The sequence below is a fragment of the Sphingomonas sp. GM_Shp_2 genome, assembly GCF_026540875.1.
Taxonomy (GTDB): domain Bacteria; phylum Pseudomonadota; class Alphaproteobacteria; order Sphingomonadales; family Sphingomonadaceae; genus Sphingomonas; species Sphingomonas carotinifaciens.
Window position 1 is genome coordinate 35,233 of record NZ_JALNUQ010000004.1, and the last position, 26,721, is coordinate 61,953.

Annotated in this window: 27 protein-coding genes; 15 read left to right on the forward strand and 12 right to left on the reverse strand. The window is 63.9% G+C overall.

Going from position 1 to position 26,721, the window contains the following annotated elements:
* Positions 1-104: 104 nt before the first annotated feature.
* Entirely contained in the window at positions 105-650 is a 546-nt protein-coding gene (locus OXR08_RS02285) for a sugar O-acetyltransferase (RefSeq protein WP_267347404.1), read from the reverse strand.
* A 171-nt stretch (positions 651-821) separates the two neighbouring features.
* Between OXR08_RS02285 and OXR08_RS02290 the strand changes: the two genes are divergently transcribed.
* Both OXR08_RS02290 and OXR08_RS02295 read left to right on the forward strand, forming a co-directional pair.
* Entirely contained in the window at positions 822-1,781 is a 960-nt protein-coding gene (locus OXR08_RS02290) for a ferritin-like domain-containing protein (RefSeq protein WP_267347405.1), read from the forward strand.
* A gap of 30 nt (positions 1,782-1,811) precedes the next feature.
* Entirely contained in the window at positions 1,812-2,813 is a 1,002-nt protein-coding gene (locus OXR08_RS02295; RefSeq protein WP_267347406.1) for a ferritin-like domain-containing protein, read from the forward strand.
* Between the two features lie 227 nt (positions 2,814-3,040).
* On the opposite strand, the gene OXR08_RS02300 is transcribed toward OXR08_RS02295, so the two are convergent.
* Both OXR08_RS02300 and OXR08_RS02305 read right to left on the reverse strand, forming a co-directional pair.
* The gene (locus OXR08_RS02300; protein ID WP_267347407.1) at positions 3,041-3,853 is read right to left on the reverse strand and encodes a helix-turn-helix domain-containing protein; all 813 of its coding nucleotides are present in this window, start codon (positions 3,851-3,853) and stop codon (positions 3,041-3,043) included.
* Between the two features lie 463 nt (positions 3,854-4,316).
* Positions 4,317-5,258: a replication initiator protein A gene (locus OXR08_RS02305; protein WP_211368549.1), complete on the reverse strand. Its 942-nt coding sequence runs from the start codon at positions 5,256-5,258 to the stop codon at positions 4,317-4,319.
* Between the two features lie 289 nt (positions 5,259-5,547).
* Here OXR08_RS02305 and OXR08_RS02310 point away from each other — a divergent pair, with 289 nt between their 5' ends.
* From OXR08_RS02310 to OXR08_RS02345, 8 genes are all read left to right on the forward strand, one after another.
* On the forward strand, positions 5,548-5,859 hold the full coding sequence (locus OXR08_RS02310) for a hypothetical protein (RefSeq protein WP_267347408.1): 312 nt from the start codon (positions 5,548-5,550) through the stop codon (positions 5,857-5,859).
* Between the two features lie 46 nt (positions 5,860-5,905).
* Positions 5,906-7,777, forward strand: a complete 1,872-nt coding sequence (locus OXR08_RS02315; RefSeq protein ID WP_267347409.1) for a peptidase M61 — start codon at positions 5,906-5,908, stop codon at positions 7,775-7,777.
* Positions 7,778-7,875: 98 nt separating this feature from the next.
* Complete coding sequence (locus OXR08_RS02320; protein ID WP_112384093.1) at positions 7,876-9,024, forward strand: zinc-dependent alcohol dehydrogenase; 1,149 nt, start codon at positions 7,876-7,878, stop codon at positions 9,022-9,024.
* Between the two features lie 13 nt (positions 9,025-9,037).
* Positions 9,038-9,628 (forward strand): hypothetical protein, encoded by a 591-nt coding sequence (locus OXR08_RS02325; RefSeq protein ID WP_267347410.1) that lies wholly within the window; start codon positions 9,038-9,040, stop codon positions 9,626-9,628.
* A 64-nt stretch (positions 9,629-9,692) separates the two neighbouring features.
* The gene (locus OXR08_RS02330; RefSeq protein WP_267347411.1) at positions 9,693-10,589 is read left to right on the forward strand and encodes a Gfo/Idh/MocA family oxidoreductase; all 897 of its coding nucleotides are present in this window, start codon (positions 9,693-9,695) and stop codon (positions 10,587-10,589) included.
* Positions 10,590-10,663: 74 nt separating this feature from the next.
* A complete protein-coding gene (locus tag OXR08_RS02335; RefSeq protein WP_267347412.1) occupies positions 10,664-11,170 on the forward strand; it encodes a GNAT family N-acetyltransferase in 507 nt (168 codons plus the stop codon).
* 63 nt (positions 11,171-11,233) lie between these two features.
* Positions 11,234-11,668 (forward strand): antitoxin Xre/MbcA/ParS toxin-binding domain-containing protein, encoded by a 435-nt coding sequence (locus OXR08_RS02340; RefSeq protein WP_112384095.1) that lies wholly within the window; start codon positions 11,234-11,236, stop codon positions 11,666-11,668.
* Positions 11,665-12,147: an RES domain-containing protein gene (locus OXR08_RS02345; protein ID WP_162844023.1), complete on the forward strand. Its 483-nt coding sequence runs from the start codon at positions 11,665-11,667 to the stop codon at positions 12,145-12,147. Before OXR08_RS02340 ends, OXR08_RS02345 begins: the two co-directional genes overlap by 4 nt.
* A 9-nt stretch (positions 12,148-12,156) precedes the next feature.
* Here OXR08_RS02345 and OXR08_RS02350 read toward each other — a convergent pair whose 3' ends face one another.
* The 6 genes from OXR08_RS02350 to OXR08_RS02375 form a co-directional block, all read right to left on the reverse strand.
* Positions 12,157-12,936 carry a hypothetical protein gene (locus tag OXR08_RS02350; protein ID WP_267347413.1) on the reverse strand — a complete coding sequence of 260 codons (780 nt, stop codon included), beginning with the start codon at positions 12,934-12,936 and terminating at the stop codon, positions 12,157-12,159.
* Between the two features lies 1 nt (position 12,937).
* Positions 12,938-13,567, reverse strand: a complete 630-nt coding sequence (locus OXR08_RS02355) for a hypothetical protein (RefSeq protein WP_267347414.1) — start codon at positions 13,565-13,567, stop codon at positions 12,938-12,940.
* An 81-nt stretch (positions 13,568-13,648) separates the two neighbouring features.
* Positions 13,649-14,197, reverse strand: coding sequence for a hypothetical protein (locus tag OXR08_RS02360; RefSeq protein ID WP_267347415.1), 549 nt, complete (start codon positions 14,195-14,197; stop codon positions 13,649-13,651).
* Between the two features lie 189 nt (positions 14,198-14,386).
* Positions 14,387-15,403: a CsgG/HfaB family protein gene (locus tag OXR08_RS02365; protein WP_267347416.1), complete on the reverse strand. Its 1,017-nt coding sequence runs from the start codon at positions 15,401-15,403 to the stop codon at positions 14,387-14,389.
* 1 nt (position 15,404) lies between these two features.
* Positions 15,405-15,791 (reverse strand): curli assembly protein CsgF, encoded by a 387-nt coding sequence (locus tag OXR08_RS02370; RefSeq protein ID WP_205411697.1) that lies wholly within the window; start codon positions 15,789-15,791, stop codon positions 15,405-15,407.
* Positions 15,792-16,169: 378 nt separating this feature from the next.
* Positions 16,170-16,907, reverse strand: coding sequence for an SDR family oxidoreductase (locus OXR08_RS02375; protein WP_267347417.1), 738 nt, complete (start codon positions 16,905-16,907; stop codon positions 16,170-16,172).
* Positions 16,908-17,075: 168 nt separating this feature from the next.
* Between OXR08_RS02375 and OXR08_RS02380 the strand changes: the two genes are divergently transcribed.
* Both OXR08_RS02380 and OXR08_RS02385 read left to right on the forward strand, forming a co-directional pair.
* On the forward strand, positions 17,076-17,846 hold the full coding sequence (locus OXR08_RS02380; RefSeq protein WP_267347418.1) for a 2OG-Fe(II) oxygenase family protein: 771 nt from the start codon (positions 17,076-17,078) through the stop codon (positions 17,844-17,846).
* Between the two features lie 14 nt (positions 17,847-17,860).
* The gene (locus OXR08_RS02385; RefSeq protein WP_267347419.1) at positions 17,861-19,525 is read left to right on the forward strand and encodes a putative 2OG-Fe(II) oxygenase; all 1,665 of its coding nucleotides are present in this window, start codon (positions 17,861-17,863) and stop codon (positions 19,523-19,525) included.
* 64 nt (positions 19,526-19,589) lie between these two features.
* Here the strand turns inward: OXR08_RS02385 and OXR08_RS02390 are convergent, their stop codons facing one another.
* Positions 19,590-22,544, reverse strand: coding sequence for a TonB-dependent receptor (locus OXR08_RS02390; protein WP_267347420.1), 2,955 nt, complete (start codon positions 22,542-22,544; stop codon positions 19,590-19,592).
* A gap of 150 nt (positions 22,545-22,694) precedes the next feature.
* Here OXR08_RS02390 and OXR08_RS02395 point away from each other — a divergent pair, with 150 nt between their 5' ends.
* Together OXR08_RS02395 and OXR08_RS02400 are read left to right on the forward strand one after the other, a co-directional pair.
* The gene (locus OXR08_RS02395) at positions 22,695-23,264 is read left to right on the forward strand and encodes a hypothetical protein (RefSeq protein WP_267347421.1); all 570 of its coding nucleotides are present in this window, start codon (positions 22,695-22,697) and stop codon (positions 23,262-23,264) included.
* Positions 23,265-23,396: 132 nt separating this feature from the next.
* Entirely contained in the window at positions 23,397-23,588 is a 192-nt protein-coding gene (locus OXR08_RS02400; protein WP_267347422.1) for a hypothetical protein, read from the forward strand.
* Positions 23,589-23,654: 66 nt separating this feature from the next.
* On the opposite strand, the gene OXR08_RS02405 is transcribed toward OXR08_RS02400, so the two are convergent.
* A complete protein-coding gene (locus OXR08_RS02405; RefSeq protein WP_267347423.1) occupies positions 23,655-24,722 on the reverse strand; it encodes a hypothetical protein in 1,068 nt (355 codons plus the stop codon).
* 51 nt (positions 24,723-24,773) lie between these two features.
* Between OXR08_RS02405 and OXR08_RS02410 the strand changes: the two genes are divergently transcribed.
* A complete protein-coding gene (locus tag OXR08_RS02410; protein ID WP_267347424.1) occupies positions 24,774-25,106 on the forward strand; it encodes a cupin domain-containing protein in 333 nt (110 codons plus the stop codon).
* A 33-nt stretch (positions 25,107-25,139) separates the two neighbouring features.
* On the opposite strand, the gene OXR08_RS02415 is transcribed toward OXR08_RS02410, so the two are convergent.
* The gene (locus tag OXR08_RS02415) at positions 25,140-26,699 is read right to left on the reverse strand and encodes a cryptochrome/photolyase family protein (protein ID WP_267347425.1); all 1,560 of its coding nucleotides are present in this window, start codon (positions 26,697-26,699) and stop codon (positions 25,140-25,142) included.
* Positions 26,700-26,721: the final 22 nt, after the last annotated feature.

Sequence of the window (26,721 nt, forward strand, 5' to 3'; positions counted from 1 at the left end):
CGCTTATGCTTTCGGATAAAGTGATTACACCGCGCTTATGCCACGGATCACCTTATCAGAACATTGATAAACACGGCACTGAGTGATCGATTATGGCACTCTTTTCAGCCTCTTGGCCGTGCCGGGTTGCCCATCACCGTGGCCCCTGCGGCCACATCGCGGGTAACCACGCTGCCCGCGCCGATGATCGCGTCGTCGCCGATCGTCACGCCCGGTACGATGATCGCGCCACCTCCGATCCATACATTGACACCGATCCTGATCGGTCGGCCGAACTCCAGCATCTGCCCCCGCGTGGCGGGATCGCGGGGATGATCGGCGGTCAATATCTGCACGGCCGGCCCGATCTGCGTCCCCTCGCCGATATCGACGCGCACCACATCCAGGATCGTGCACCCGAAGTTCAGGAACACGCCCCGCCCCAGATGAATGTTGTAGCCATAGTCGCAGTGGAACGGTGGCCGGATCGTCGCCCCCGTGCCGGCGCTGCCCAGTCCCTCCACCAGCATCGCATGCCGATCGGGGGCAGGCGCCGCCAGCATCCGGTTGTAGCGCTCCAGCCAGCGCATCGCCCGCGCGGCATCGGCCGCCAGTTCGGGATCGTCGGCGGTGTAGAGTTCGCCCGCCAGCATCTTGTCTTTCTCGGTCATGCGCGCCCCGTCTCCATGGTCGTTGCTATTCCGTCCCGCGACGCGGCCGGAAAGACAATCCAGATCAAGAAACACGCTCAAAACACAAGTATTTTACGTATGCGTATCAATAACTTGGAACATAGGGGTTCGTTCGGGAGCTTCGCGACCATCCTGATGGGAGGTTCGCACATGACACAAAGCGATCAATTGCTCGAAGCGTTGGAAGGACAGGCACGACGCCGCGAAGGGCGCCGCGCCTTTTTCCGCGCCGCAGTGGGGGCGGCCGCGATCGGGGCCGGCTCGTTCCTGGTCGCCAACCGGGCGGCCGCACAGACGCTGACCGATGCCGATGTGCTGAACTTCGCGCTCAACCTGGAATATCTGGAAGCGAATTTTTATTCCTATGCGGTGTTCGGCACGCCGATCGCCGCGACCTCGGTGGGCGGCACCGGAACGCCGGGCGCTGCGACCGGCGGGCGGGCGGTACGCTTCTCCGACCCGATCGTCGCGCAGCATGCGCGTGAGATCGCGCTGGACGAGATCGCCCATGTCAATTTCCTGCGCCAGCAACTCGGCGCTGCGGCCGTCGCCCAGCCGGCGATCGATGTCGGCACCGCAGCGAGCGGCGGGTTCAGCAGCGCGGCCCGCGCAGCGGGCGTCATCACCGGCGCGGATGCGACCTTCGACCCTTACGCCTCCGACGAGAATTTCCTGCTCGGCGCCTTCCTGTTCGAGGATGTCGGCGTCACCGCGTACAAGGGCTCGGTCGGGCTTCTCACCAACAAGACCTATATCGATGCCGCAGCCGGCATCCATGCGGCCGAGGCCTATCATGCCGCGATGATCCGCACGACGCTGGACCAGAAGGGCATCGCCACGCCGACGCTGATCGCCAATACCGAGGCGATTTCCAATGCGCGCGACCGGCTCGACGGCAGCGCCGACATCGACCAGGGCATCGCCCGCGTGTCCAGCGCGGCCGGCGACGTCGCCAACATCGCGCCCACCGACGCCAATGGCATCGCCTTTGGCCGGACGGCGCAGCAGGTGCTGAACATCGTCTATCTGAACGCGGCCGCGGTCACCGCGGGCGGGTTCTTCCCGGCCGGCGTCAACGGCACGATCCGCTCCAGCGCGCTTTCCGCCTGACCTCCTCGCTTATCCCAAAGGGGACACAGCATGATCGATCATGACAGTCTGCTTGAAGTGTTCGAACTGGCGGAAAAGCGCCGGGCGGCGCGACGTCGATTCCTGAAGTTCGCCGGCACCGGCGTCGCTGCCGTTGGCGGTGCCGCAATGCTCAGCGCGTGCGACGATGACGAGGAACAGACGATCATACCCGGCCCCTCGCCCACGCCCACCCCGACGCCGGCCCCAGTCGGCGCGGCCGATGCCGACATTCTGAACTTCGCGCTGAACCTCGAATATCTGGAGGCGAACTATTACCTGTCCTCCGCCCTCGGCACCTCCCTCGCCTCGTCCCTCACCACCGGCACCGGCACGCAAGGCGCCGTCACCGGCGGTCGGCGCGTCAATTTCGGCGACAACAGCATCGCCGCCTATGCCCGCGAAATCGCAGCCGACGAAAATGCGCACGTCACGTTCCTGCGCCAGCAGCTCGGCAGCGCCGCGATCGCCCAGCCCGCGATCAACATCGATGGCGGTGCCAACGGCGCCTTTACCGCAGCCGCGCGCTCGGCCGGGGTGATCGGCCCGAACGAGACGTTCGATCCCTATGCGTCGGACGAGAACTGGTTGCTGGGTGGCATGCTGCTCAGCGATGTCGGCGTCACCGCGTACAAGGGTTCGGCCGCGGCGATCGCCAGCCCGGTCATCCTGGAGGCGGCAGCCGGCATTCTGGCGGTGGAGGCCTATCATTCGGGCCTGTTGCGCACGATGATCTATCGCAAGGGTCTCGATCTGCCGGTGCTGCGCACCAACGCCGGCCGCATCTCGGATGCGCGCGACAGCCTCGACGGTCCGGCCGATCTCGACCAGGGCGTGACGGGCGATGCCGATACCTCGAACATCGTGCCGGCCGATGCGAACGGCATCGTCTTCGGCCGTACCCCGCAACAGGTGCTCAACATCGCCTATCTCAATCGTGCCGCGGTGACGCAGGGCGGGTTCTTCCCGGCCGGCGTCAACGGCAATGTCCGGTCGAGCGCCGCGAACGGCTGATAACGCCGGCGGCCATGACGTGTAGGATTGTCGACCTCCCGACACTTCCACACGTCATGGCCGCGAGGGGACCGGTCGCCATCTCTCGCTGCGGCCAACCGCCTGCTTCCACCGGGAAGCATCCGCGCCGGCATGGCCGGTGCGTCGACCGTTCCCGTTTCGACTTCCTTCGTTGTTCTGGTCGTCTGTTCCGCGTTCGGCGCCGCCAGGCGTGTGTCGTCGGCCAGCTAGGCCGACACCGTCAGGTTCATATGCATAGACTCTGAGAGCGGTTGAGGATCCTTTTGAGACTCGCACCCCTGTCGATCGAGGGTCGCGCCCAACCGGGCTAGGACCTTGCCGAGCGGACCACTGACCGTCACTTTGGCCAGGTCACGGCATGAAAGCGTGCCGAGCATGTCACGCATCGTCTCGGCGCGCTCCGCCTGATGCTGCGCCTCGTCATCGGGCAGCGGCGCAGGCCGCATCCAGCGCGGCAGATAGGCCTCGACCGATGCCGGCATCAGCGCCCGGTACACATTGGAGGTCTGCGCATAGCGCGCGCTGCCACCTTCGCTGCCGACACGCCGGAAACGCCGCTGCCGCACCAGAAAGCCGATGCCCTCCAAAACGGTCAGGGCGCGCGCCACGGTCGCCCGTCCCATCCCTGTCGCTTCCGCCAGATGGTCATAGGAGGGATAGACGCGGCCACGGTTAAGGCGCGCCAGCGTCAATAGCTCTTCGAAGATGCGCACCGCTCCCGCGCTCAGCCGCACGATCCACCGTTCGCGCGCACTCAGCGTCCGCATTCCGGCCCGTGCGTCCCGGCGCAGCCGGCGGGCCGCGTCCAGCGTGCGCCGCGCGACATGGAGCAGGCGATCGGTCTCGCCCTTCGCCGGCACCGCAAAGAACGCCTCCTCGAAGCTGCCCGCTTCCAGGCTGCCGCGCAGCACCGGCGCGCCGGTGCGATGCACCGCGCCCGATCGCGCAGCTTTGCGCGCGCGCATGTTACCCAGCGCCTGAAGCGAGGCCGCTCCAACCGTGATGATCGCCATCGTCATGATCCCCATGCGGGACATGCTCGGGCAAAGGAATGATGTGGCGCGAAACGCGCATCCTTGCGGGAAGGGGCAGGATCATGTATCCGGAGATCACGAGTGAGGTGATCCCGCACACGCTTGCCGGCGTGTCGATATGAACCTTGGATGCCCGGCCTTCGTGCCGGGTTTCCTTTATCCGGTCATGGTGGTCCCTTTTTCGTCCCCGGCCGCGGGGTCATACCCGCCACCACCCGACCCCTGGCCTGTGCCCGGCATCATCAAACCGCCGGCTGCACATACCTGAATCGCGCAAGGGTCATCATTGCCGCCAAAGCGGTTTTACCCAAGCGCATTGAATCGTGCTTTCACGCGGAAAACCTCAACAAAGATTCGTGCTTTCACGCGGAAAACCCCCCGTTCGAGCGCCGATCATGGTCCCCATCGGCGCCGTGCGCGCAAAATCGCCTGCCAGGAGGATGGATCTTTACGGATTCGTGCTTTCACACGGAAAATCCGGCTCCGCGCCCTCCCCGCCGATCTCGTCCATGTCACCGCTTTCATCCGACAGCGGCCTGGGCCGCGTCCGGAAGCTGACCAGCGTGCGCACCCGCGGGCGTCCGCCGCGTGCCGAGGGCATCTTCTCCTCATCCAGCATCACGGTATATTCGGGCAGCGGCTGCTTGTCGGCGACGTCGCGCAACTGCTTCTTCAGATATTCCAGCCCGCGCTTGTCGGTCGCGCAGCCGACCCGCGTCGCCAGCGCCTCCAGATCGATGGTGAAGCCGGCCTCGTCGTCGATGCAGTTGAACTTGGCCAGCTCGTACAGGCGGCGTTCGATCGGCCCCAGCTTGAAGAAGTCCAGATGATAGGCCGCGATCCGCCGGTCGGTCAGGATCGCGCGGTACAGCCAGTCGCACACCATCACCTCGACCCGCTTCACCCGGCGCTCGCCGGACGGCAGCTTGGTATATTTGATGTCCGCCTTCAGCAGCCAGGAAAAGGCGCTGTCCGACCCCTCCCCGCCCGTCTCGATATTGGTGATGATCTGCGTGCCCTGCAGACGGTTGAGCGATGCTTTCAACGAGGTGTAGGACCGCGCCGAGGCATTGGTGCCGGTCACCCGGAACAGGTCGTTGGCGGTAAAGCTCATCACCCGCTCGACCTGTTCGCCCTGCTCCATCCGCGCGGCCATCAGGCTGGCGATGTAGAGCAGGATCTCCTTGTCGTAGATCGTCGCGACGCCCGTCTTGCTGGGATTGATCTCGATCCGCGCATCACCGCTCTCGAAGATCATCGGCGTCATCTGCGCCTTCTTGGTCAGCGCGAAGAACGGAAATTCCGCAACGGTCCGCTCGCCCTGAACGTCGCCGTAGAGCGGGCTGTCGAGCGGAAACAGATCGTCTTGCCGTCGTGAAATTTCGCCCATCGTCCCGCCTTCCCGTCGGGCCGGAGCATGTGGCGATCCCCGCGCCTTGTCCACATCGCCGGGCGGCGCGAGGGGGTTTTCCGCGTGAAAGCACGAATATTCGTCACCCGCCCCTGCCCTTGGGGGCGAATTGCTTGGAAAAACCCGTATTTCCGCCGCCTGGACGCCGTCACCGGCGAACGGACCTGTTTTCACGCGGAAAACGCGAGGGGCCTGGCCCTCCACGGCCCGCGATCGCCCGCCCCATTCGTGCTTTCACACGGAAAACCCCCCTTTGCTCCCGCCCGGCATGGGGGCCGCCCACAATCGTGATGATCCGGATCAAGCCCGGGAACGGCGGACCTGCACGTTCGATTATCGGATTATGCGACTGTATCTATTAGCTTTATTTGACCAGTCGGGTCGCATCGTCGACCATCGCAGGCTGCAGGCCGCCAGCGTCTCGCTGGCGCTGGCCCATGCCAATCGCCGGCTGTGCAGCCTGCTCAAACGGGCCGGACGCAGCAGGATCGACCCGCGCGGACGCATGGACGTGCTGGACGAAAACGGCATGCCCGTCGCGCGCGTCTATTGCCGCGATGCGCTGCACTCGATGTCCTGACGCGCCCGTTCCGGTCTCCCCTCCCGCCTGTTGCCGGAGCTTTCCAGTGCACAACATCGCCCCGCCCCTTCACCTGCCGCATCCGCTGCCCGATCCGCCCGGTATCCCCGAACCCGTCGATCAACCCTATTGCGGGGTGCTGCACCTCGCCGTGGATGCGACGGACGTCGATCGCGGCATCTTCCGCGTGCGCGAAACCATCCCGGTCACGGGCGCCGGCGAGCTTGTGCTGCTATATCCCAAATGGCTGCCGGGCTTCCACGCCCCCCAGGCGCCGATCGAGCTGTTTGCCGGGTTGTGCGTCCATGCCGGCGGGCGCGACCTGCGCTGGCGGCGCCATCCGGTGACCGTCAATGCCTTTGCCATCGACGTGCCGGACGGCGTCGATGCGATCGAGGCGGAGTTCCAGTTCCTGTCGCCCACCGATCCGGCGCAAGGCCGGGTGCTGTGCACCCCCGATATGCTCTGCCTGCCCTGGAACACCAGCGTCCTGTATCCGGCAGGCCATTATGCGCGCGGCATCATGGTCGATGCCAGCCTGACGATACCACCCGGCTGGCAGGCGGCATGTGCCCTGGCCGTGCTGGATCAGGCCGATGGCACGATCCGGTTCGAGCGCACCGCGCTCGACACGCTGGTGGACTCGCCCGTGCTGGCCGGGCGCCATGTTCGCCACGAGGCGCTCGACGATCAGGTCAGCCTGACCATCGTCGCGGACGAGCCGCATCTGCTCGGCGCGACGCCCGAACAGATCGACGCTCACCGCGCGGTGGTCGAACAGGCCGACCGGCTGTTCCGCTCGCGCCCCTTCGACCGGTTCGAGATGCTTCTGGCGCTCAGCGAAACGCTGACGGGTGTCGGCATCGAACATCATCGCTCGTTCGAGGCGGTCAGCATCCCCGGCTATTTCCGCGACTGGTCGGACAATGCCGCACGGCGCGACACCGTGCCGCACGAATATGTGCATAGCTGGAACGGCAAGCATCGGCGCGGTGCGGACTCCTGGACGCCCTGTTTCGAAAAACCGATCCGCAACAGCCTGATGTGGGTCTATGAGGGGCAGACCCAATATTGGACGCATATTCTGTCCGCCCGCTCCGGCCTGTGGTCTGCGGAGCAGGCGCTGGGCGCGCTCGCCTTTACCGCCGCGCGCTACGATGTCCGCGCCGGCAGCCGCTGGCGTCCCACCATCGACACGACCCGTGATCCCATCATCGCCGCCCGCGCGGCCCTTCCCTGGACGAGCTGGCAGCGCAGCGAGGATTATTACGCCGAAGGGGCGCTCATCTGGCTCGATGTCGACACGCGGTTGCGCGAACTGTCCGGGGACACCCGTTCGCTGGACGATTTCGCCCGCATCTTCTTTGCCGCCGCGCCGGGGGACTGGTCGACCCACACCTATGAATTCGACGAGGTGGTCGACACGCTGAACGGCATCGCGCCGTTCGACTGGCAGGGCGTCTTTGCCGCACAACTGACCGAAACCCACGAGCATGCGCCGCTCGCCGGGCTGGAGCGGGGCGGCTACCGGCTGGTCTATCGCGATCATCCCAGCGCCTATCAGACGTCGTTCGAAGGGGTGTTCGACCAGATCGACCTGACCCATTCGATCGGCCTCGCCGTCACGCCGGAGGGCAAGATCGCCGACGTACTTTGGGAGGGCCCGGCCTATCAGGCCGCCCTCACGCTGGGCACTAGGGTCGAGGCGGTGAATGGCCGTCGCTTCACACCCGACCGGCTCCGCCAGGCGGTACGGGCATGTGCGGCAGGCGACGGGATCGAACTTGCCGTGTCGCATGGCACGCGGCACCGCAAGGTGCAGGTCGGGGTGCCCGCAGGCCTGCGCTATCCGCATCTCGAAGCGATTGCCGGCGCGCCGCCCCGGATCGACGCGATCCTGCAACCGCTTCCACGGTAAAACCTTACTAACCCACGATAAACAAAGGAACTTCACCCTTCCCTTACGCTTCATCCCCTGACGCGGCGACACCGCCGGACTATGCAAGGGAGCAGCGCATGCTGGCGATGAACTACCGCGGGCCATACCGCGTCAGGGCCGATGAGAAGCCGATGCCGACCATCCTCCATCCCGAGGATGCGATCGTCCGGGTGACGCGCTCATGCATCTGCGGATCGGACCTGCACCTGTATCACGGCATGGTCCCCGACACGCGCGTCGGCATGACCTTTGGCCATGAATTCTGCGGCATCGTCGAACAGGTCGGCCCCGCGGTGCAAAATCTGAAGGTCGGCGACCATGTGCTGGTGCCGTTCAACATCGCCTGCGGCAAATGCCATTTCTGCCAGCAGGGGCTGTTCGGCAATTGTCACGAATCCAATGCCCAGGCGACCGCGGTCGGTGGCATCTTCGGCTATTCGCACACGGCGGGCGGCTATGACGGCGGGCAGGCGCAATATGTGCGCGTGCCTTATGCCGATGTCGGCCCGATGGTGATCCCCGACTGGATGGACCCCGACGATGCGGTGCTGATGACCGATGTCGTGCCGACCGGATATCAGGCGGCGGAGATGGGCGGCATCCGCCCCGGCGACACGGTGGTCGTGTTCGGTGCCGGACCCGTCGGGCTGATGGCGGCGCGCTCCGCCTGGCTGTTCGGCGCCGGCCGGGTGATCGTGATCGATCATATCGAATACCGGCTGGATTTCGCCCGGCAATTCTGTCCGGCGGAGGTCTATAATTTCCGCGAGATCGACGATGTCGTCGTGTTCCTGAAGAAGCAGACGGACTCGCTGGGCGCGGATGTGTGCATCGACGCGGTGGGCGGCGACGCTGCGGGCAACGCACTGCAATATCTGATCGGCACCAAGCTGAAGCTGGAGGCGGGCAACGCCATCGCGCTCCACTGGGCGATCAATTCGGTGAAGAAGGGCGGGATCGTCTCGATCGTCGGCGTGTACGGGCCGACCGGCAACATCGTGCCCATCGGCAATGTCGTGAACAAGGGCATCACCATCCGCGCCAACCAGGCGTCGGTGAAGCGCCTGCTGCCCCGCCTGATCGACCATCTGAAGGCCGGGCACATCAATCCCAAGGCGATGATCACTCACCGCGTGCCGCTGACCGACATTGCGGACGCCTATCACCTGTTCTCGGCAAAGCTCGACGGCTGCATCAAGCCCGTGCTGCTGCCTCATGGCGCATGAAGGAGCAAAGGGCATGAGCAAGTCTCTGGTCGACACCTCGACAATTCCGGGCTGGGGCGTCGATGCCGATGCCCGGAACGACCCCACCTATCCGATGCGCCATGTCGAGGATCAACAGACCCGCGGCCTGTCTTGGACGCGCCCGCCCGAGCAGCAGCCCGATGTCGAGGTGCTGCAATCGATCGAGCATAACCGCCTGCCCGCGGTGATCGGCACCTCGACACCGCCCAGCGGGGTGAGCGGCATGATCCGCCGCTATGCCTTTCGTCGCAGCGAGTCCGACTGGTGGCACTGGCTGCTGCTGATGGGCGCCGACCGGATCAACGTGGTCGAGGGCGTGGTGGAGGATCTCGGCCGCGGCATCATCCCCAACATCCCCGGCGAGATGGGCGCCCGCGCGGAATGGCAGCACAACAAGAAGGGGCTGGCGATGAAGCTGGCTGTCGGCGCCGGCCTGTCGCTCGGCCTGTTCCTCGCCCTTCGCAAGCCGCGCCGCGAAACGCCGCCCGCCCCCATCCCGATAAAGCCGATCACGATCGAAACCCGCGAAACCGCGCTTGGCGACAATCTGCGCAACCAGCCGGGCGAGGTGATCGTCGGCTAGCGGCATTTCCTCCATGCGCCTGTCCGGGTATCGCACCGCCACGGACAGGCGCGGGGACGGGCACATGCGGGTATTGATGGTCGGACTGGGCGATATCGCGCGCAAGGCCTATCTGCCGGTGCTCGCCGCGCTGCCCGATATCGAACTGCACCTCGCCACGCGCGACGCCGGCGTGCTGGATGCCGTTGCGGCCCGCTACCGGATCGCAAACGCCCATGTCGGGCTGGACGCGGCACTGGCGTCGGGTGGCTTCGACGCGGCCTTTGTCCATGCCGCGACGCCGGCGCATCCCGGCCTCGTCACGACGCTGCTGGAGCGCGACATCCCCGTCTTTGTCGACAAGCCGCTTGCCGACAGCGCGGACGAGGCGGCACGGCTGGTCACGCTCGCCCAGAACCGGGATGTGCTGCTCGGCGTCGGTTTCAACCGCCGCTTCGCACCCGACTATGCCGCGCTCCGCCAGACCCCGCGCAGCCTGATCCTGATGCAGAAGCACCGCCACGCACAGGCCGACACGCCCCGACGTGTCGTGTTCGACGACTTCATCCATGTCGTCGATACCCTGCGCTTCCTCGCCCCCGCACAGCCCATGCGCGAGACGATCGAGACCGTTGTGCGCGATGGACGGCTGGAGGCGGTGACGCTGACCCTGGCAGGCGATGGCTATCACGCGATCGGCACGATGCACCGCGCCTCCGGTCTGGACGAGGAGCGGATCGACATATTGGGCGGCAACGGCAAGCGCGCCGTCGTCAACCTGGCCGAACGGATCGAACAGGACGGTACCGAGCATGTCCGCCGGCGCGGCGACTGGACGCCGGTTGCCGAACAGCGCGGCTTTTCCGCCATGTGTGCCGACTTCCTGGCCGCGGTGCGCGCGCGGCGGCCCACCGCGGGAGACGACATCATGGCCACCCACCGGCTGTGCGAAGCGATCGTGCAGCACGCCGGGGGTCGATGACGGGCCCACCGAAGCGGAACCAATCCACCCGGTGGAACGATGACCGGGCAGACCGCCCGACAAAGGACCATGCCATGACCGAACAGCCGCTCGTCACGCGGACCGGCATCCGCCTGGTGGTACGCACCGCCCGGCCGGACGATGCCTCCGCGCTTGCCGCCTTTTTCCGCGAGGTCTCGCCCGAGGATCTCCGCTTCCGCTTCCTGACCGCGGTGCGCACCGTCGGCGCGGCACAGATCGCGGCGATGGTCGCCCCCGATCATGATCGGTCGGAGGCGTATCTCGCCCGCGATGCCGACAGTGAGGAAGTGGTCGGCGCCGCGATGCTGGCGACCAGCGACGACGGCAGCCGCGGCGAGGTCGCGATTTCGGTGCGCGCCGACCTGAAGAACCGCGGCATCGGCTGGACCCTGCTCGATCATGTCGCCACCCGCGCCAAAGCCAAAGGCGTGCAGACGCTGGAATCGATCGAAAGCCGCGACAATCGCAGCGCGATCGAACTGGAGCACGAGATGGGCTTCACCAGCGAGCCGGTTCCCGGCGACAGCACACTGGTCCTGCTGCGCCGGCACCTCGCCTGATCGCCAAAACTTGCGCCGATCTCAGTTGAGGCATATATCAGCCTCAACTGAGAAGAGGCAGATATGGCGACCCAACCCGCATCGATCGAAGCGCTGCTCGGCGTCACCGCCGGCCTGCACGCCTCACGCCTCGCCCTGGCCTATTCGATCGAGAAGGGGTTGCCGGTTACTGCGCTGGACCGGCTCGCCGACAGCGTCGCGCCCGACGATGCGCGCTTCAAATTCCGCCTGATTCCCAAGGCGACGCTGGAGCGTCGCCGCAAATCCGCCTCCAAGCGGCTGACCAGCGAGGAGGGCGACCGGCTGGCCCGGCTGGCCAAGGTGTTCAGCTTCGCCCTGTCCATCTATGGGGAGCCGGAACGCGCCCGCGCCTTCCTGACCCGCCCGCACGCCATGCTCGACGGCAAACCCCCGCTCGACGTCGCCCTCGCCACCAGCCCCGGCGCCGACCTCGTCATCAACCTGCTCGGCCGCGCCGCCTATGGCGGCGGCGCGTGACGAAAGGCCACCGCACCGATCGCGTCCTGACCGCGTATCGCATCGGTGACCCTCACGGTGCCCATCCCATCTACGACAGCGAAGGCGCACGGCTTTATCCGGGCCGCTGGAACACGGCGCTCAGCCCGGTCATCTACACGTCCGAGCATTATTCGACCGCGATGCTGGAAAAGCTGGTCCACGCCAATGGCGTGCTGCCGCCCAACCAGCATTATATCCGCATCACCATCCCCAATGGCACCAGTTACGAGATTTTCCAGACCGCCGCCCATCCCGGCTGGGACGGCAAGGATGAAGGTCTGTGCAAGACGTTCGGTGCGGACTGGTTCACCGCCCGGCGCAGCGCGCTGCTGCTCGTTCCCTCGATCCCGGCGCGGCTGGAACGCAACATCCTGATCAATCCCGCGCATCCGGATGCGGCCGCGATCACCTATGATCTGCCGGAGCCGGTCTGGTGGGACGAACGGCTCTACGGTTAGGTCCGCCGGTCAGCGCGATCCTGCCGATGTCTGGTCGATCACCGCGTTCAACAGGTCGTTCACGATTACCGGATCGCCCGCTTCAGCTGTGCTCTCGGCTGGAACAGGATCGGGCACCGGTTGTCCCAACACGACGGTGGCAAGCGCTTGCGTGTCGACTGAGCTGGCGTCGACCTGGTCGCGGCCGACGCGCTGCACCTCGGCAAGGATCCCGCGCTCCTGCTGCGGCGTATAACGCTCGACGAGCAGTCGCTCCTCTGGCGACAAATCGGGACGCTCGGTCGCAAAGCTGTCGGCGCGTGCCTCGATCACCTGCTGGCAGACGGATGAACCCGAAGCAGCCGGATTTTGCGGGTCACAGCGATCGGCGCCGACGACGCGCGATGTCGCCACATTGCGACTTTCCTTCGGCTGGGTCAGCCGCTCGCCCGCCTGCACCGAACGATCGCCGCGCGACGCCTGTGGCGTCGAGACCAAAGGCGATGCCGGTGCGGAGACCTGGGGAAGCGGCATTCTGCGGTCGACCGGGGCGATCTGGGCGGCCCCGCTCAGCGGTGCGGCACGCTCGGGCTGCTGCACGGTTGCGGGCCGGTCGCGTTCCGGCGCGATCTGCGGCACCGTCTGGACGTCGCCGGTACGTGCATTGGAAATCTGACCGCCCGGTGGGGTCGTGCGATCCCGATTCTGCGCGGCTTCAACAGGCACGGCAAGCAGAACGGACGCGACCATGACACCGGACATCACAGACCGACAGGAGATGGGGCGATCGATCTGCGGCAACCGGATCATATCAGGGTTTGCCGTAGCCAGCCGTTTGCATGATCTGCACCGAAGCACCGCCGGACTGGGTGATTTCCAGATCGGGAAGCTTGTTACCCTGTTGATCCCAGACCAGCATGTTGCGACTACCAAGCTGTGTCGCGGTCATCGCGTTGTCGTCGCCGGTTTGGGTCAGCTTCGCCTGGTTGTCGCTGCCCGACTGGGTCAGCGTGGCGGTGTTGCGGTCGCCCATCTGTGACATCACCGCGGAATTGATGCCCGCGCTGCCCATCTGGGTGGCGGCCATCTGGTTGCCGACACCCTGCTGGACCATTGCAAGCGACAGAAGACCTTGACCGGCCTGCGTTGCGGATGCGCTGTTATTGCTGCCAGACTGGATCATCGTGACGCTGGCGCGCGCGTTGCCATCGGTACGAATGGAGGCAACGTTGCGATTACCCGATTGATGCACGATGCTCTGGCTGCGGTCGGCATTCTGCCGGACCGTGGCTATGTTTGCTTCGCCGATCTGGGTGACAAAGGCGCTGGAAGCGGACGATATCCGTGCATCGGCGCTGCGCTGCGCATGTGCAGGAAGGCCGGGTGCCGCGATCAGTAGAGCCGCCATGGCGCCATATAGCCATATGCTCATCGTGCTCATGTCCTTTTGTCCGGAAGCCGATCGGCTCGCACCAAAGACAAAAGGTGCGCTCGCATCGCTGCGAGCGCACCTTCCTGCAACTTAGTGCTGCGTAACGGTCGCGGCGTTGCCGAGGCCGTTCTGGCCGACATACGAGTAGTTGTTGGAGCTCATCTGGAACACCGAAGCGCTGTTCTGGTCGAACTGCTGGGTGATCAGCGACTCGTTGCTGTCGCCGTTCGACGTGTAGTCGGCGAAGTTGCCGGCGCCGTCCTGGTTGATCATCGACACCGAGTCGGCCGAGGACGGGCTGAAGGTCGTGTACGACACGTTGTTCGCGCCGCTCTGAACGACATAGTTCTTGTCGCCGTTACCCGACATGCGGTTTTCGCTGCGGTTGCCGCCCTTGACGAACTCGGTTCCCTGCTGCAGCACGATCGAGTCGTTCAGGGCACCGTTCTGCTCGACGAGCGCGGTGTCGTTGCTGCTGAGCTGATGGATGGCCGACTTCTGGATGCCGCTGTTCTGGTCAACGGTCGAAGTGTTCACATTGCCGATCTGCTGGACGAACGAAGCGTTGTTGTAGTCCTGCGCCATTGCGGGCGTGGCGAAAGCGAGGACCGAAGCCGAAGCGAGAACGAGAATCTTCATGGTTGTCATTCCTTAAGGTTTGAGGTGATAACCATGCCGTCGTGCCGGTTGGCGCCGGCTGGATGACATGATCGTTGTTTTTCCACGGCAACGTTCCTTCACGGCGGGGTTACCGCCCCGTCGTGAAGACCCCCGGTTATTGTTCGTATGCCGCGGGGGTACGGCCATCAGGGTCGTTTGGCGGTCCGCTTAAAGCGCGCCTCCCGATCCGGATGATTCCTTTGACGACCCGTCCTTGCGGCCGGATGCGGGCTCGTCCCGGTCCTTCAACCGGTCCCGCGTCGCCAGGATCTTGAGCGGCGGGGCAGCATCGGCCGCCTTCATCGCTGTCTGGACCTGTTCGGGGGCGAATTGCCCGTCGCGCTCGACCTTGTAGTCGCGCAGCAACGGCGAGCCCGCCGCAGGGTCCTTGAAATCCCAAAGCTTGAGTTCGACACCCTCCATGACCAGGCCGTACACCGCCTTCTCGATCGCCTGGCGCAGCGCCAGCTGATCGGGCTCGTTGGTGGTGATGCCCATTTCGGCCTGGAGCAGCTCCTTGAATGCCACGTAACGGAACGTGCTGGCGTTCAGGGAGCGGGAAGCGATCGTCTTGGAGGCGGTTACCGTGGTCATCACCTCACCGGTCCGTACGGACACGGCGCGCAGATAGACGGTTACCGTATCCTGGCGATACTGGGTGTGCGCTCCGATCCCCAGGAATGCGGCGCCCGCGCCCCCGGTGACGGTGTTGGTGTCGTACCCGATCACGCCGCCTTCCAGCAGCACGCCGGCGAACAGCAATGCGGGCAGCGCCTGCGGATTGACCGCGGTTTCACCCAGATAGCGCTCGCGCATCTCACGGATCACCTGCCGTTCGCTCAGCAGGTTCTTGAACTGCTCGCGCTCCACCACGGTGAACCACTGGCGATTGCCGGCATCCTGCAACGCCTTCATCAGGATCGAGCCGGCCCCCTGCGTCACCGCCCGCGACAGCGTCTGGCCGGTTTCGCTGGGCTTGAACTGGCCCGTCTGATCCCCGAAGCCGTACACCGCGACCGCAACCTGGCGTGCCGGCGACGGCAACTGGTTCAGGCGCAGTTCGGTTGGCGTCTTGGCCGGAACATAGGCCTGGGGATTGTAGCGCGACGGACCGACATCATAGGCCGCGCATCCCGACAGGCTCGGGGTCAGGCCGGTCGCCATCAGAAGGAGAGAAGCGCGCATCTCAGCTCGCCTTCACCAGCGTGGGGATGGAGATCACGGTTTCCTTGCCCGTGGACTGATCGGTGATCCGAAGCGTCACACTGTCCAGGCCGCGATCGAACTGGATCGTCTGGCCGCCGAACTGAATGGTGCCGCTCTGCTGCGGGTCCTTGCCGAAGATCGCATCAACAACCTGCGACGACAGCGAGGATAGAAGGCGCGACTGAAGTTGTTGCGCAAATATATCCGCCTGGCTCTGGTTGGACCGATCGTTGGGATCGGTATATTTATTCTGTGCGTTCGCCTCACCAAGCAGATGGTTGGAGTTGAAAGGATTACCGCCAAATCGTGGATTGATCGGCTGGTAGGAAAGGTCCTGCGCAGACGCGCAGATCGGCGTCAGCATCATGCAGGTGCATATTGCAGCACTGAATGTTTTCATACTGATCACAGGAGCCTTGCTCCTACCCCCCGCATTGCCATCACTTCCGATGACCAACTGCTATGCGAATCACTTGGCGTCGTGAACAGCCAATCGCTCCGCCTCCAAGGCTCATTGTTCCATTTTAGATCAGATATTAAGTGTATTTACTTACAATGCTCAGAGTTCTTGTCCATACAGTATATCGGCTGATCCGTATCTTACTGGCTAAGAATATAGAAAGTCCTGCTAATTATTTACACTATGCCGTCCGATCGCCTTCTTCCGCCTGGTTGGTGATCCGCAGCGATTTTCTTGATTTCGCCCGTTCCGGCCCCCTTTTGGTTAATCGCGGGCATCCGGACATCAGAAATGTGCGGTGTACCCGCCATCTACGGCCAGCACCTGTCCGGTGACATAGGATGCCGCGGGCGACGCCAGGAACAGCACCGGGCCGACGATCTCTTCCGGTCGCCCCCAGCGGCCAAGCGCCGTGCGCGTCGCCAGGTGCGCGGCGATTGCCGGATCGGCACGCATCGCGGCATTGGCTTCGGTCGCGAAGAAGCCGGGTGCAACCGCGTTCACGGTGATGCCGAGCGGCCCCAGTTCTGCGGCCAGGGCGCGGGTCAAGGCATCCAGCCCGCCCTTGCTCGCCGTATAGGCCGCATCGCCCCCGCGCGCGATCTGCCCGGCGATCGAGGTCACGTTGATGATGCGCCCCCCCGCCCCCATGCGCGGCGCGAGCAGCCTTGCCAGGTCGAAGGGCGCAACCAGGTTCACCTCCAGCATCTGGCGCAGCGCCTCCCGGTCCAGCGCGCCCAGCGGCCGGCGATCGCGCCGCCCGGCATTGTTCACGACGATATCGATACGCGGCCAGGGCTTCAGCGCCTCGACCACCGCCGCCCCGTCCGCCAGGTCGACCACCAGCGGCCAGGCCACCCCGCCTGCCGCCCCGATCGCTTCTGTCACCTCTTCCAGCGCCCCGGCGCGGCGCCCCTGCACGATCACCGCCATGCCCCCGGCCGCCAGCCCCTGCGCGATCTCCCGCCCCAGCCCCCCGCCGGCCCCGGTCACCAAAGCAACCCGCACCCCCTGTGTCGACATGCACCCAACCTTCCATGACACCATTATAAATTTGTCTACGTGCATACCTGTCGACACGACGACAATTCGGCGCTTGACAGGTATCAATCGACTTTGCCCAAGGGGACGAAAAAATCGATCTTGTCGCGTATAGTTCCAAGGTCCAAATACATGTTTGGACAAAGCGTGATGCTGCGTCCGATCATCAACAAGGGCATCGGTCGGGTGATTGAAAGCATTCTTGATCTCAACCCAGCGCTCGATATGGATGCAATCGGCGACCGTTTCAGACGGGATCGGCGCGTACAGATCCGTGATCTTCTAACCCCTGCTGCCGCAGATGCGATCCATAATCTTCTGGCACATCACACGCCTTGGGGCTTGGGCTGGCGAGCAGGCGAAGATGGCCCCCATGCACTCGATGCCGCAGCGCTCGCTGCCCTTCCCATGGAGGAACGCAATGCTGTTGCTACACGCATCTTCAAGGCAATGCAAAGCACCGGGGAATACGCCTTCTCTTATGCGCGCTATCCTATCCTTGATGCATACTTGACGCAGGCACATCCAGATAGTCCCTATGACATCCTCTTCGAGCATCTAAACGACGCCCCCTTCATGAACTTCATTAGGAAGATCACGGGGTTGCAAGAACTTCACAAGGCGGATGCGCAAGCCACGCTGTTTGCTCCCAACCAGTTCTTGCCACTCCATGTAGATAGTCATGCCGCCGAAGGGTGGCGGGTCGCTTATGTATTAGGCATGTGCCGCGAAGAATGGCGTCATGATTGGGGCGGCTACCTCAATTTCTTTGACGAAGATGGCGATGTGATCGCTGGCTATCGGCCAAGATTCAACACGCTCAGCCTGTTTGAAGTGCCCACCCCCCATGCTGTCAGCTATGTGCCACCCTTCGCGCCGATCGGGCGCTTCTCAATCACCGGCTGGTTCCGCGACCGTTGACGAACGCAGGTGACTTGCGCAACCGCGCCTTGGCAGCTGCCCGCGCGGGTCATGTGGCAGAAGCCGCCGCCTTGTTCGAACAGGCTGCCGAGCGGTTCCCCGGCGACGGCGCATTGCTCAACAGCATCGGCAATTTTCACGCCACGCACGGAACAAGCAACGATGCGCTGATGTGGTTTGAACACGCTACTGCCGTGGCGCCGGCTGCTGCCGAGCCGATCGTCAATCGTGCCATCATCTTGACCCGACTTGCGCGTGCTGATGAGGCGCTGGAACTTCTGCAGACGCGGCACAGTGCGGCGCAGACACATCCTCGCTACTGGACCGCGCGCGGGGCAGCAGAGTTGGAGGCGGGCGACCTCGCAGGTGCTCAGTGCAGCTACACCGCCCTTCTCCAGCGTGATCCGAACCACCCCCGCGGGCTGCAAGGTCGGGCACAAGTCGCACTTCGCCGCGGCGCTTCTGATGCCGTGGCTTGGCATGAGCGCGGATTGGCGGCGGTACCTGGTGATCGCCACGTCATCGCTGGCTTGGCGCAGGCGCTACTTGGCCAAGGCCGGTTGCAGGAAGCGTATCGTTATACCGAGGCTTTGGCGACACAGGTGCCCGACTGGATCGAGGGGCTCGAGGGTCACGCTGCCGTGCGATGGGCAAATGGTGAGCATGCTCACTTTGCCGATCATTATGCCGCTGCGGCCAGCTACGCTCCATCACCGGCATTGTACCAATCCTGGGCGACAACCCTGGCGGGGGTGGATCGCCATCTTGATGCAGCCGCCATTGCAGCAAAGGCGCGGAGCCTGTGGCCATCCGACAGGCAGTGCGCCCTCCTGGAAGCCGTATATGCGGGTGCGGCTGGCGATCATGACCGGGCCAATCGTCTGTTCTCCGTCCAGCCCATTCCAAAAGAATGGCGCGTGCATGTCGCTCGTCATCGCATTCGCATGGGCGATCCGGCTGTGGCGGATACACTGCTGGCGCAGGTGCTCGTCGATGAGCCTGAGAACGTGGCGGCATGGGCGTTGCGCGACGTTGCATGGCGCCTGCTCGGCGATCCCCGTCATCAATGGCTTTCCGGTCAAGAAGGGCTCGTACAGGAACTGCCGCTAAGCCTTTCCTCCATCGATATGGGCGAGATCATAGCGTTGCTGGAAAGCCTGCATGATCACTCCACCATGCCGATCGGCCAATCGGTCAAAGACGGTAGCCAGACCGTAGGGGCACTGCTGGAACGTATGGAGCCTGCAATCGGCATCCTGTCCCGCACGGTCGAGAAGGTCGTTGCACAATATCGTGCCGCGCTGCCTGGATATGATGCTGCGCATCCGCTGCTACGTCACCGTGATGCAGCGTGGCAAGTCAAGGGAAGCTGGTCGATCCGCCTGCTGGGCAGCGGCCGGCACGCCTCGCACATCCACCCGCAAGGCTTGCTGTCGTCAGCTGCCTATTTTGTCGTTCCCCCGCAGGTGGACGACGCCGATCGATCGGGCTGGCTCGATCTTGGGCGACCACCCGCGGACCTCGGCACGCACCTGTCGCCAATGGCCACCATCCGTCCTCGCCCGGGTTACTGTGTGCTGTTTCCCAGCATGCTGTTTCATGGCACCCGCCCGATCTTTGGCGGAACGCGGATGAGCATGGCGTTTGACGTTGCATCTCGAAGGACGCGGCTGCCTTAGCCTCACGACAAAAAAGGGGCGGCGAATTACTTCGCCGCCCCATAGCTCACCTTCGCTGTCTATTTTAGAGGCGCACGCGCGCCGACACGAAGAAGTCACGACCCAGAACGTCGTAGAAGCTGGGCAGCGTATTCGACTGCTCCTGCGCAGCGCCTAGAATAGGCGGCTGCTTGTCGAGCAGGTTGTTGACGCCGATGCTGAAATTCAGGCCGTCATTGACGTCGATGCTTGCGGTCAGATCGAAATAGTTGGCAGCACCGATATAGGCGTTGGGCAGGATTGCCGGATCGGTGCCGACCCGCGTCGTGCCCAGGAAGACGTTCTCGATACGGTTGTCTTGCCCCTTGCCCTGATAGCGCCACCGGAACGACAGTTGTGCCTTGTCGACTCCGGCAGTCAGACGCGTGGTATGCCGATACTTCGGCAAGCCGATCGTACCTTCACTGATGTTCACGCGGTCCGGGAAGGCGGCATTGGCAACCGTCCGATACCTGTGAAGATACGTGCCCAGATAGAAGAACGAAACGTTCACGTTTCCGAAGTTACGGTTATAGTCGACCTGCATATCGATGCCCTTGGTCAACAATCCCGCGGTATTGTCCGTTACAAAGTTCGGGTTCGTTCCGCCTTGTGTTTGACCTATACCGCCCGTTGATCCACGCGAACCATTGAAGGTAGCGCAGACCGGGTCATTGATGTTCTGCGCCACCAGATAGCATAGTTCCAACGCTGTGGCGGCACCACCAAAACGCGTTCCGATGGCATCCCTGACGTTGATGTCAAACCAGTCGATCTGAACATTCAGGCGCGGAATGAAGGTCGGCGAAAAGACGACACCTGCCGTCCAGGTATCCGACACTTCCTCACGTACATTCGGATTGCCGCCCGTATTGACCTGAATTTGAGCCGATGGCTGCACGGCGCGAGTAAACACGTTTGCCGCTGGAACACCTGAGGCGACGCACAATGCCCGAATGGCATCTGTTCGCGCGTTGGCAGGGCCACGATCCGAGCAATAATCGATAGCTGCCGGGAAGCCCGTGGCATTGCCACCGAACAGATCCTGTACGTTCGGAGCGCGAACCGAACGGGCATATTGGCCGCGGAACGTCACGTCACGCACGGGTGCGAACTCGACACCACCCGTATACGTCCACACTCCGCCGATGCTGCCCAACGAATAGTCGGAATACCGTCCTGCACCGTTCAGATCGAGCCGATGAAAAAGACGATCGCGCAGTACAGGCACCCGCAATTCGCCGAACACTTCCTTGACGTTATAGCCGCCCGAAGTCGGCAGGCCCGCGTTGAAGCCGGCAACGTCGCCCGACGCCAGGAAGGTATCCGGTGTGTAGCGGGATTCGGTAGCACGATATTCCCCGCCAACGGCGAAACCGATCTTCTCGGCACCCAGGCCCAGATCGAACAACTCGCCAGACAGCGACGCCACTGCGTTCTTCAGGGACGAAACTTCAAGATTGGTCGAGTTGATCGTCACATAGTTGATCGCAGCCTGGCTGGCCTGTGCCAGACCAAAGGCGTTGAGCGGAACGCAACCCGCCGCTCGCGCCGATGCATCACGGCAGCGCAGCGTCGTCGTGCCGGGGGCAAATTCTGTGTTCAGCGCTGCGGCAAAGCGGCTGCGCGAGATATTGCCCTGCTGGAACTGCGTGTTCTGCGTGCGCGAGTACAGGTAATAGGCGTCATAGTGCAGGCTGGGCGTGATATCGCCACGCAGACCGCCGAGGATGCGGAAAGCATCACGCTGCTGGTTCACGTTACGCGGCCCGGATTGGTTGAAGCGGAAGCCGACCGTGCTGGTCACGTAACCGTCGCCATCCGTGTCCAGCGGACGCAGCACGGCACGGGTCTGATCGTTGAAGAACGGGCTGGCAATCTGCAGCGATACGTTCTGACCGATGGGGGTTGGCGCGAGCTCCTGTGGAACCGAATTGTTGACGTAGCTGACCTCGGTATAGGCCTCGACATGGTCCGTGACCTCATAATTGGCGAAGCCCCCGAACAGGTAACGCTCTTGCGGCAGCATGAGGTAATTGTCGGGCGCGAAATTGTAGAGATCCGCCGGGTTCTGGAAAAGACGCGAACCGCCGCCCGTGGGATTGAAGATGAAGGTGTCTACGCCGCGCGTGAAGGTCGCGATCGGAACCGTGGCCGACCCTTGCGGAATCAGACCGATTTCACCACCGCGTGCAGCGCAGGTTGCAGGCGTGATACCTGACGGAAACGGCGTTCCAAGACGTGTTGTCGAATTGGTGCTGCCTGGCACGATACAACCGTCACCAGCGGCATTGCGCGAGAAGCTGCGCGCCCCCTGGAAAATTGGCTGACGGCGCATGTAATTGCCGTAGACGGTGACGTTGCCGCGGCCATCGGCGAAGTTCGAACCCATAGCCAGGTCGAAGGTATAGCGCGCGCCGTCCCCGCGCTCGGTCAGCGAATAGTTCGCGCCGCCTTCGATACCGTTCAGGTCGTTGCGCAGATTGAAGTTGACGACGCCGGCGACCGCATCCGAGCCGTAGATCGCCGATGCGCCGCCAGTGACGACTTCGGTATTGCGAAGCAGGAAGACGGGGATCGTGTTGAGATCGACGGTCTGGTTGGTGTTATAGAACATCCAGCGGCGGCCATTGACCAGCACCAGCGACCGCGTCTCACCCAGACCACGCAGATTCAGGGTGGAGGCACCATTGCCCGGATTGTTCGAGAAACCTGTCAGACCCGGGATGACCTGAGGCAATGTGTTGAGCACCTGCTCGACATTGGTCGCCCCCGACAAGGCAAATTCTTCTTCAGAAACAACAGCGATGGGGCTGCTCGAGGTCAAATCCGGCCGGCGAATACGTGATCCGGTGATCACAATGTCCGTTTCCGTACCATTTTCGGCCTGCGTACCGGCTTCGGCTGCAGGAGCGGTGACCTGCGCAAAAGCAGGCATAGCGAGCAAGGAAGTTACTGTAATAACAGTATTTGTGAGAAGGCGCGACTTAAGCGTCCCCATGGAATTTTTCCCCTATTCCATACCGCAAAGCGCACTATTGCGTCTTTTAGGTAAATATATGCGACGTATTACTGTGATAATGCGTCGATATGTTTCATCCTAAGAACGCCGAAGCGTTAGGGGCAAGCGGGTGCTGCAATCGATCACAGATTGATGTATGATGTTGCATACACATCACATGTGTTCGCTGGTCAGATGGCTGAAGAAGGATCGTGCATGAAGCCAAGGTGGCTTGGGACGGCAATCACGACAGCGGCACTGTTATCAACGGTGGCTGCTGCCCAAGCCGGTGATGGCGAATGGCCCATTACGGCCAAGGCCTGCCGCACCATGACCAACCCTGTTCAGAAAAGCGTTTGCTATGATACAGCTTTTGATGCCGCATCGAAGCCTTCCGGCCGCGCCAATGTTCCTGAATCCAGACGGAACGAGAACCCCCAAAAGACTTTCGGCTTCCCGGTCGGACACCGCGAGGATGTGAAGGCTCCAACGGCAACACCCGAGATCAAAGAGATATTCTCGTCTATCGCTCGCCTATCCCCAGTCGGACGAGGTGTCGCAGTGCTGACGCTGGCGGATGGCAGTGCATGGCGCACCCTCGATAGCCCGCGTATCATGCCGGACGCCGGGCAGAGCATCAGAATCCGCCGGGGTATATTGCATGGATATTTTGCCAGCGTCGGCAACACGCGATCCTTCAGGGTCCAGCGGATCAAGTGATGTACGTTGGTAGGTTCCTGTCACCGATAGGGGACATGGTCGGCTAAGGCGGAGCAGCAGCGCAGCCTATCCTGTATTCGAACCCTATCCTTTCCCAAGCGTTTCAGGGCACGCATCAGGAAAGGCCGGCTCATGTCCACTCTCGATCAGGCGACAGAAAGACTGCAAGGTTTTCGGAGCCGACACGCGGCGGGGCAGCCGATCGACCGTGACAGCGGCCTGACGGGCGAGGACATCGACATCATCCTTCAGCATCTGCGCCGCCCCACCGATCTGGAACCGGGCGGATCACTGGGCGCGGACGATCTCGGCAATCTTGCCTGACGATCGCTCGGGGGGATGATCGACGCGCCGACGCGAGAACATGTATGCGTGTCGACAAAGGCTGAGCTACGCCTCTTTTTGTTTTTGTCTTTCATACAAGTGAGCAATCGCCGCCAGATCGCGATCGATCGCCTCGACCGCATGCGCCAGCGACGAAGCATCCGTCGGTGCGGGCGGTCCGGGCTCCGGTAAGGCGTAATCGATGACCCCGCCGGGCTGCAGCGTCGCCAGTCCGGCTCCGGCCAGCGCACGCATCTGCATGTCCGCTCCACCGCGCGAAAGCGCCAGCGCGTGCGCCAGTTGACGGCGGGTGAGCATTTGCAATGCCGCAACCACGCCCCAGGCATCACGCGCGCGCGCATTGCGCGACAGATGCGCCAGCGCCGCCCCCCCGCGCGCCAGTTCGTCGTTCAGCGTCAGCAGGCGTCGATAGGTCCGCTCGCCGGCCGAAACGGCATCCGTCATCAGTTGACCGGCAACCGCATCCGCGTCGGCAAGTCCATGAAACAGCGCACGGCTGACGATGCCGATGGGGGGCGGCGCGCCCCCGGTCACCCTGGGGTCGGCCAGCATCGCGAGGTTCAGCGCCCAGGCGGCACCGGGCGAAGGGGCCGCCACCCGGTGCCGTACCGGAGCACCGGCCAGAGGCCGAACCAGACCACCATCCTCCGCTTCCAGAAAGTCCGGCACGACGCGCAACCGGTCGACCGCACCCGCAACCGTGGTGAGCATCATGCCACTGTCCGGCCCCAATGCGGCGGTCACCGGCCCCGCGACTGGCGCCGCCAGCGCGCCGCCCGCCACCTCCAGCAAGGCCAGATCGGCCGTGCCGAACCGGGTTTCGGCATCCACCATCCGCGCCATCCAAGCTGCAGCCTCACGCAGCACCGGGGCGGCATGATCCGCCAGCCAGAGCAGCACGGCATCCCGCCGCGGATCCTCGGTGAACAGGATATGGGTCGAGCTCGCCTCGTGCGCGGGCCCGACATGGCCCGGCCCGGCATCGCGCCGAACGATGTCCCAGACATCCCGGATCAGCGCCAGCGCTGTGAAGCGGCGGAGATCGGCCGAGGCGAAACGCCAGCCGGCATCGATCCGACCCAGCATATGCGCGAAACGGAAAACAGGCGTCATGCCCGCGGCCTATATCAGCGGATGCGACGCCGTGGCAGAACCCGCCACACGATGACCGACGCCCCACCGCTTCCCAACCTGTTCGCCGATATCCCGGCACCCGCCGGGCATGAAGAATTTCGCGAGATCCTGTCCCGCCCCGGCTGCCGGATCGAGCGTATCGTCTCGCAGGGGCAGGTCACGCCGGCCGATGCGCCCTATGTCCAGGATCATGACGAATGGGTGCTGCTGCTGGCGGGAAAGGCGGTGGTCGCGCTCGCCGACCGCGTGATCGTGCTGGCACCGGGCGATCACCTGATGATCCCGGCCGGTGCGGTCCACCGCGTGACCTTTACCGACCCCGCCGCCCCGACCATCTGGCTGGCGATACATTTCGATCGATGATCACCGCTGTCGACACGTCGACATGCCGGCATGTCATGTCGGGGCCTTGCTCCATCCCTGATCGGCGGGTGCCAGGCCGTCCAGAAAGGTCGCTGCACTGTCGCGACAGGCGGTTCGCTGTGCCGCATCGAACCGGTCCCAGGTGGCGTACATGCCGCGCATCCGTGGATTGCCGCGCAGGCGCCGCTCATGGCGGGCCAGGAAATCCCAATATAGCGCGTTGAACGGGCAGGCGTCCGGTCCGGTCCTGGCCTTCACGTCATACCGGCATCGCCCGCAATAATCCGACATGCGGTCGATATAGGCGCCGGTCGAGGCATAGGGTTTGGATGCGATGATCCCGCCATCGGCGAACTGGCTCATGCCGATGACGTTGGGCAGCTCGACCCATTCATAGGCGTCGAAATAGACGACCAGGAACCAGTCCGAGATCGCCTGCGGCGCCACTCCGGCCAGCATCGCGAAGTTGCCGAGTATCATCAGCCGCTGGATATGATGGGCATAGGCCTCGCGTCGGGTCTGCCCCACCGCTTCGGCAAGGCAGCGCATGTCGGTGTCGCCGGTCCAGTAGAATTGGGGCAGCGGCCGCGTCGCCCCCAGCGCATTGCGCGCGCCAAATTTGGGCATGTCCCACCAATACATGCCGCGCATATATTCGCGCCAGCCGATGATCTGGCGGACGAAGCCCTCCACCGCGTTGATCGGCGCCGCTCCCTTCTCATAGGCGGCGACCGCCGCCTCGCACACTTCCAGGGGCCCCAGCAGCCCCAGGTTCAGGCACAGCGACAGGCTGCTATGGTACAGATAATCCTGCCCCGCGATCATCGCGTCCTGATAGCGCCCGAAATCGGGGAGCGCGGCCGCGATGAAATGGTCCAGCGCCGCCAGCGCCTGTTCGCGGGTGACCGGCAGGCCGAACGGCACCAGATCGCCGAAATGCCCACCGAACCGGTCCGCGACCAGCGCCAGCACGCCTTGCGTGATCGCATCCGGCGCAAAGCGGGCGGGCGCCGGATAGTTCAGCCCGCGGGGCGGCGTCTCGCGATTGTCCTTGTCGAAATTCCACTGCCCGCCGACCGGCTTGCCCTGCGCCGTCATCAACAATCCGGTGCGACGGCGCATGTCGCGGTAGAACCATTCCATCCGGTAATCGCGGCGCCCCCGCGCCCAGTCATAGAAGTCGGGCAGAGGGCAGACGAAGCGATCATCCTCCATGATCTCGACGGGCAGGCCGGTGCGCGCCGCCCAGTCGTCCTGATCGCGCCGCACCCGGTATTCGCCGCCTGCCACCACCCGGATCGCTTCGGCCCCGTGCCGCTGCGCGGCGCGCGCCACCTCGCCGGCAAAGCTCTGGCTGTTCCCGTCCGCATCCAGCGTCACATAATCGACCGTCCAGCCGTCACCGCGCAGCGCCTCGGCGAAATGGCGCATCGCCGAGAAGATCAGCGCAATCTTCTTCTTGTGATGGCGCACATAGGTGGCCTCGTCCCACACCTCCATCATCAGCACGACGGCCCGCGCCCGGTCGACCCCGCGCAGGCTGGCCAGCGTCATCGACAATTGATCGCCCAGCACCGGGATAAGCAGCGTCATGCCGCCCACAACGCGCGATCAT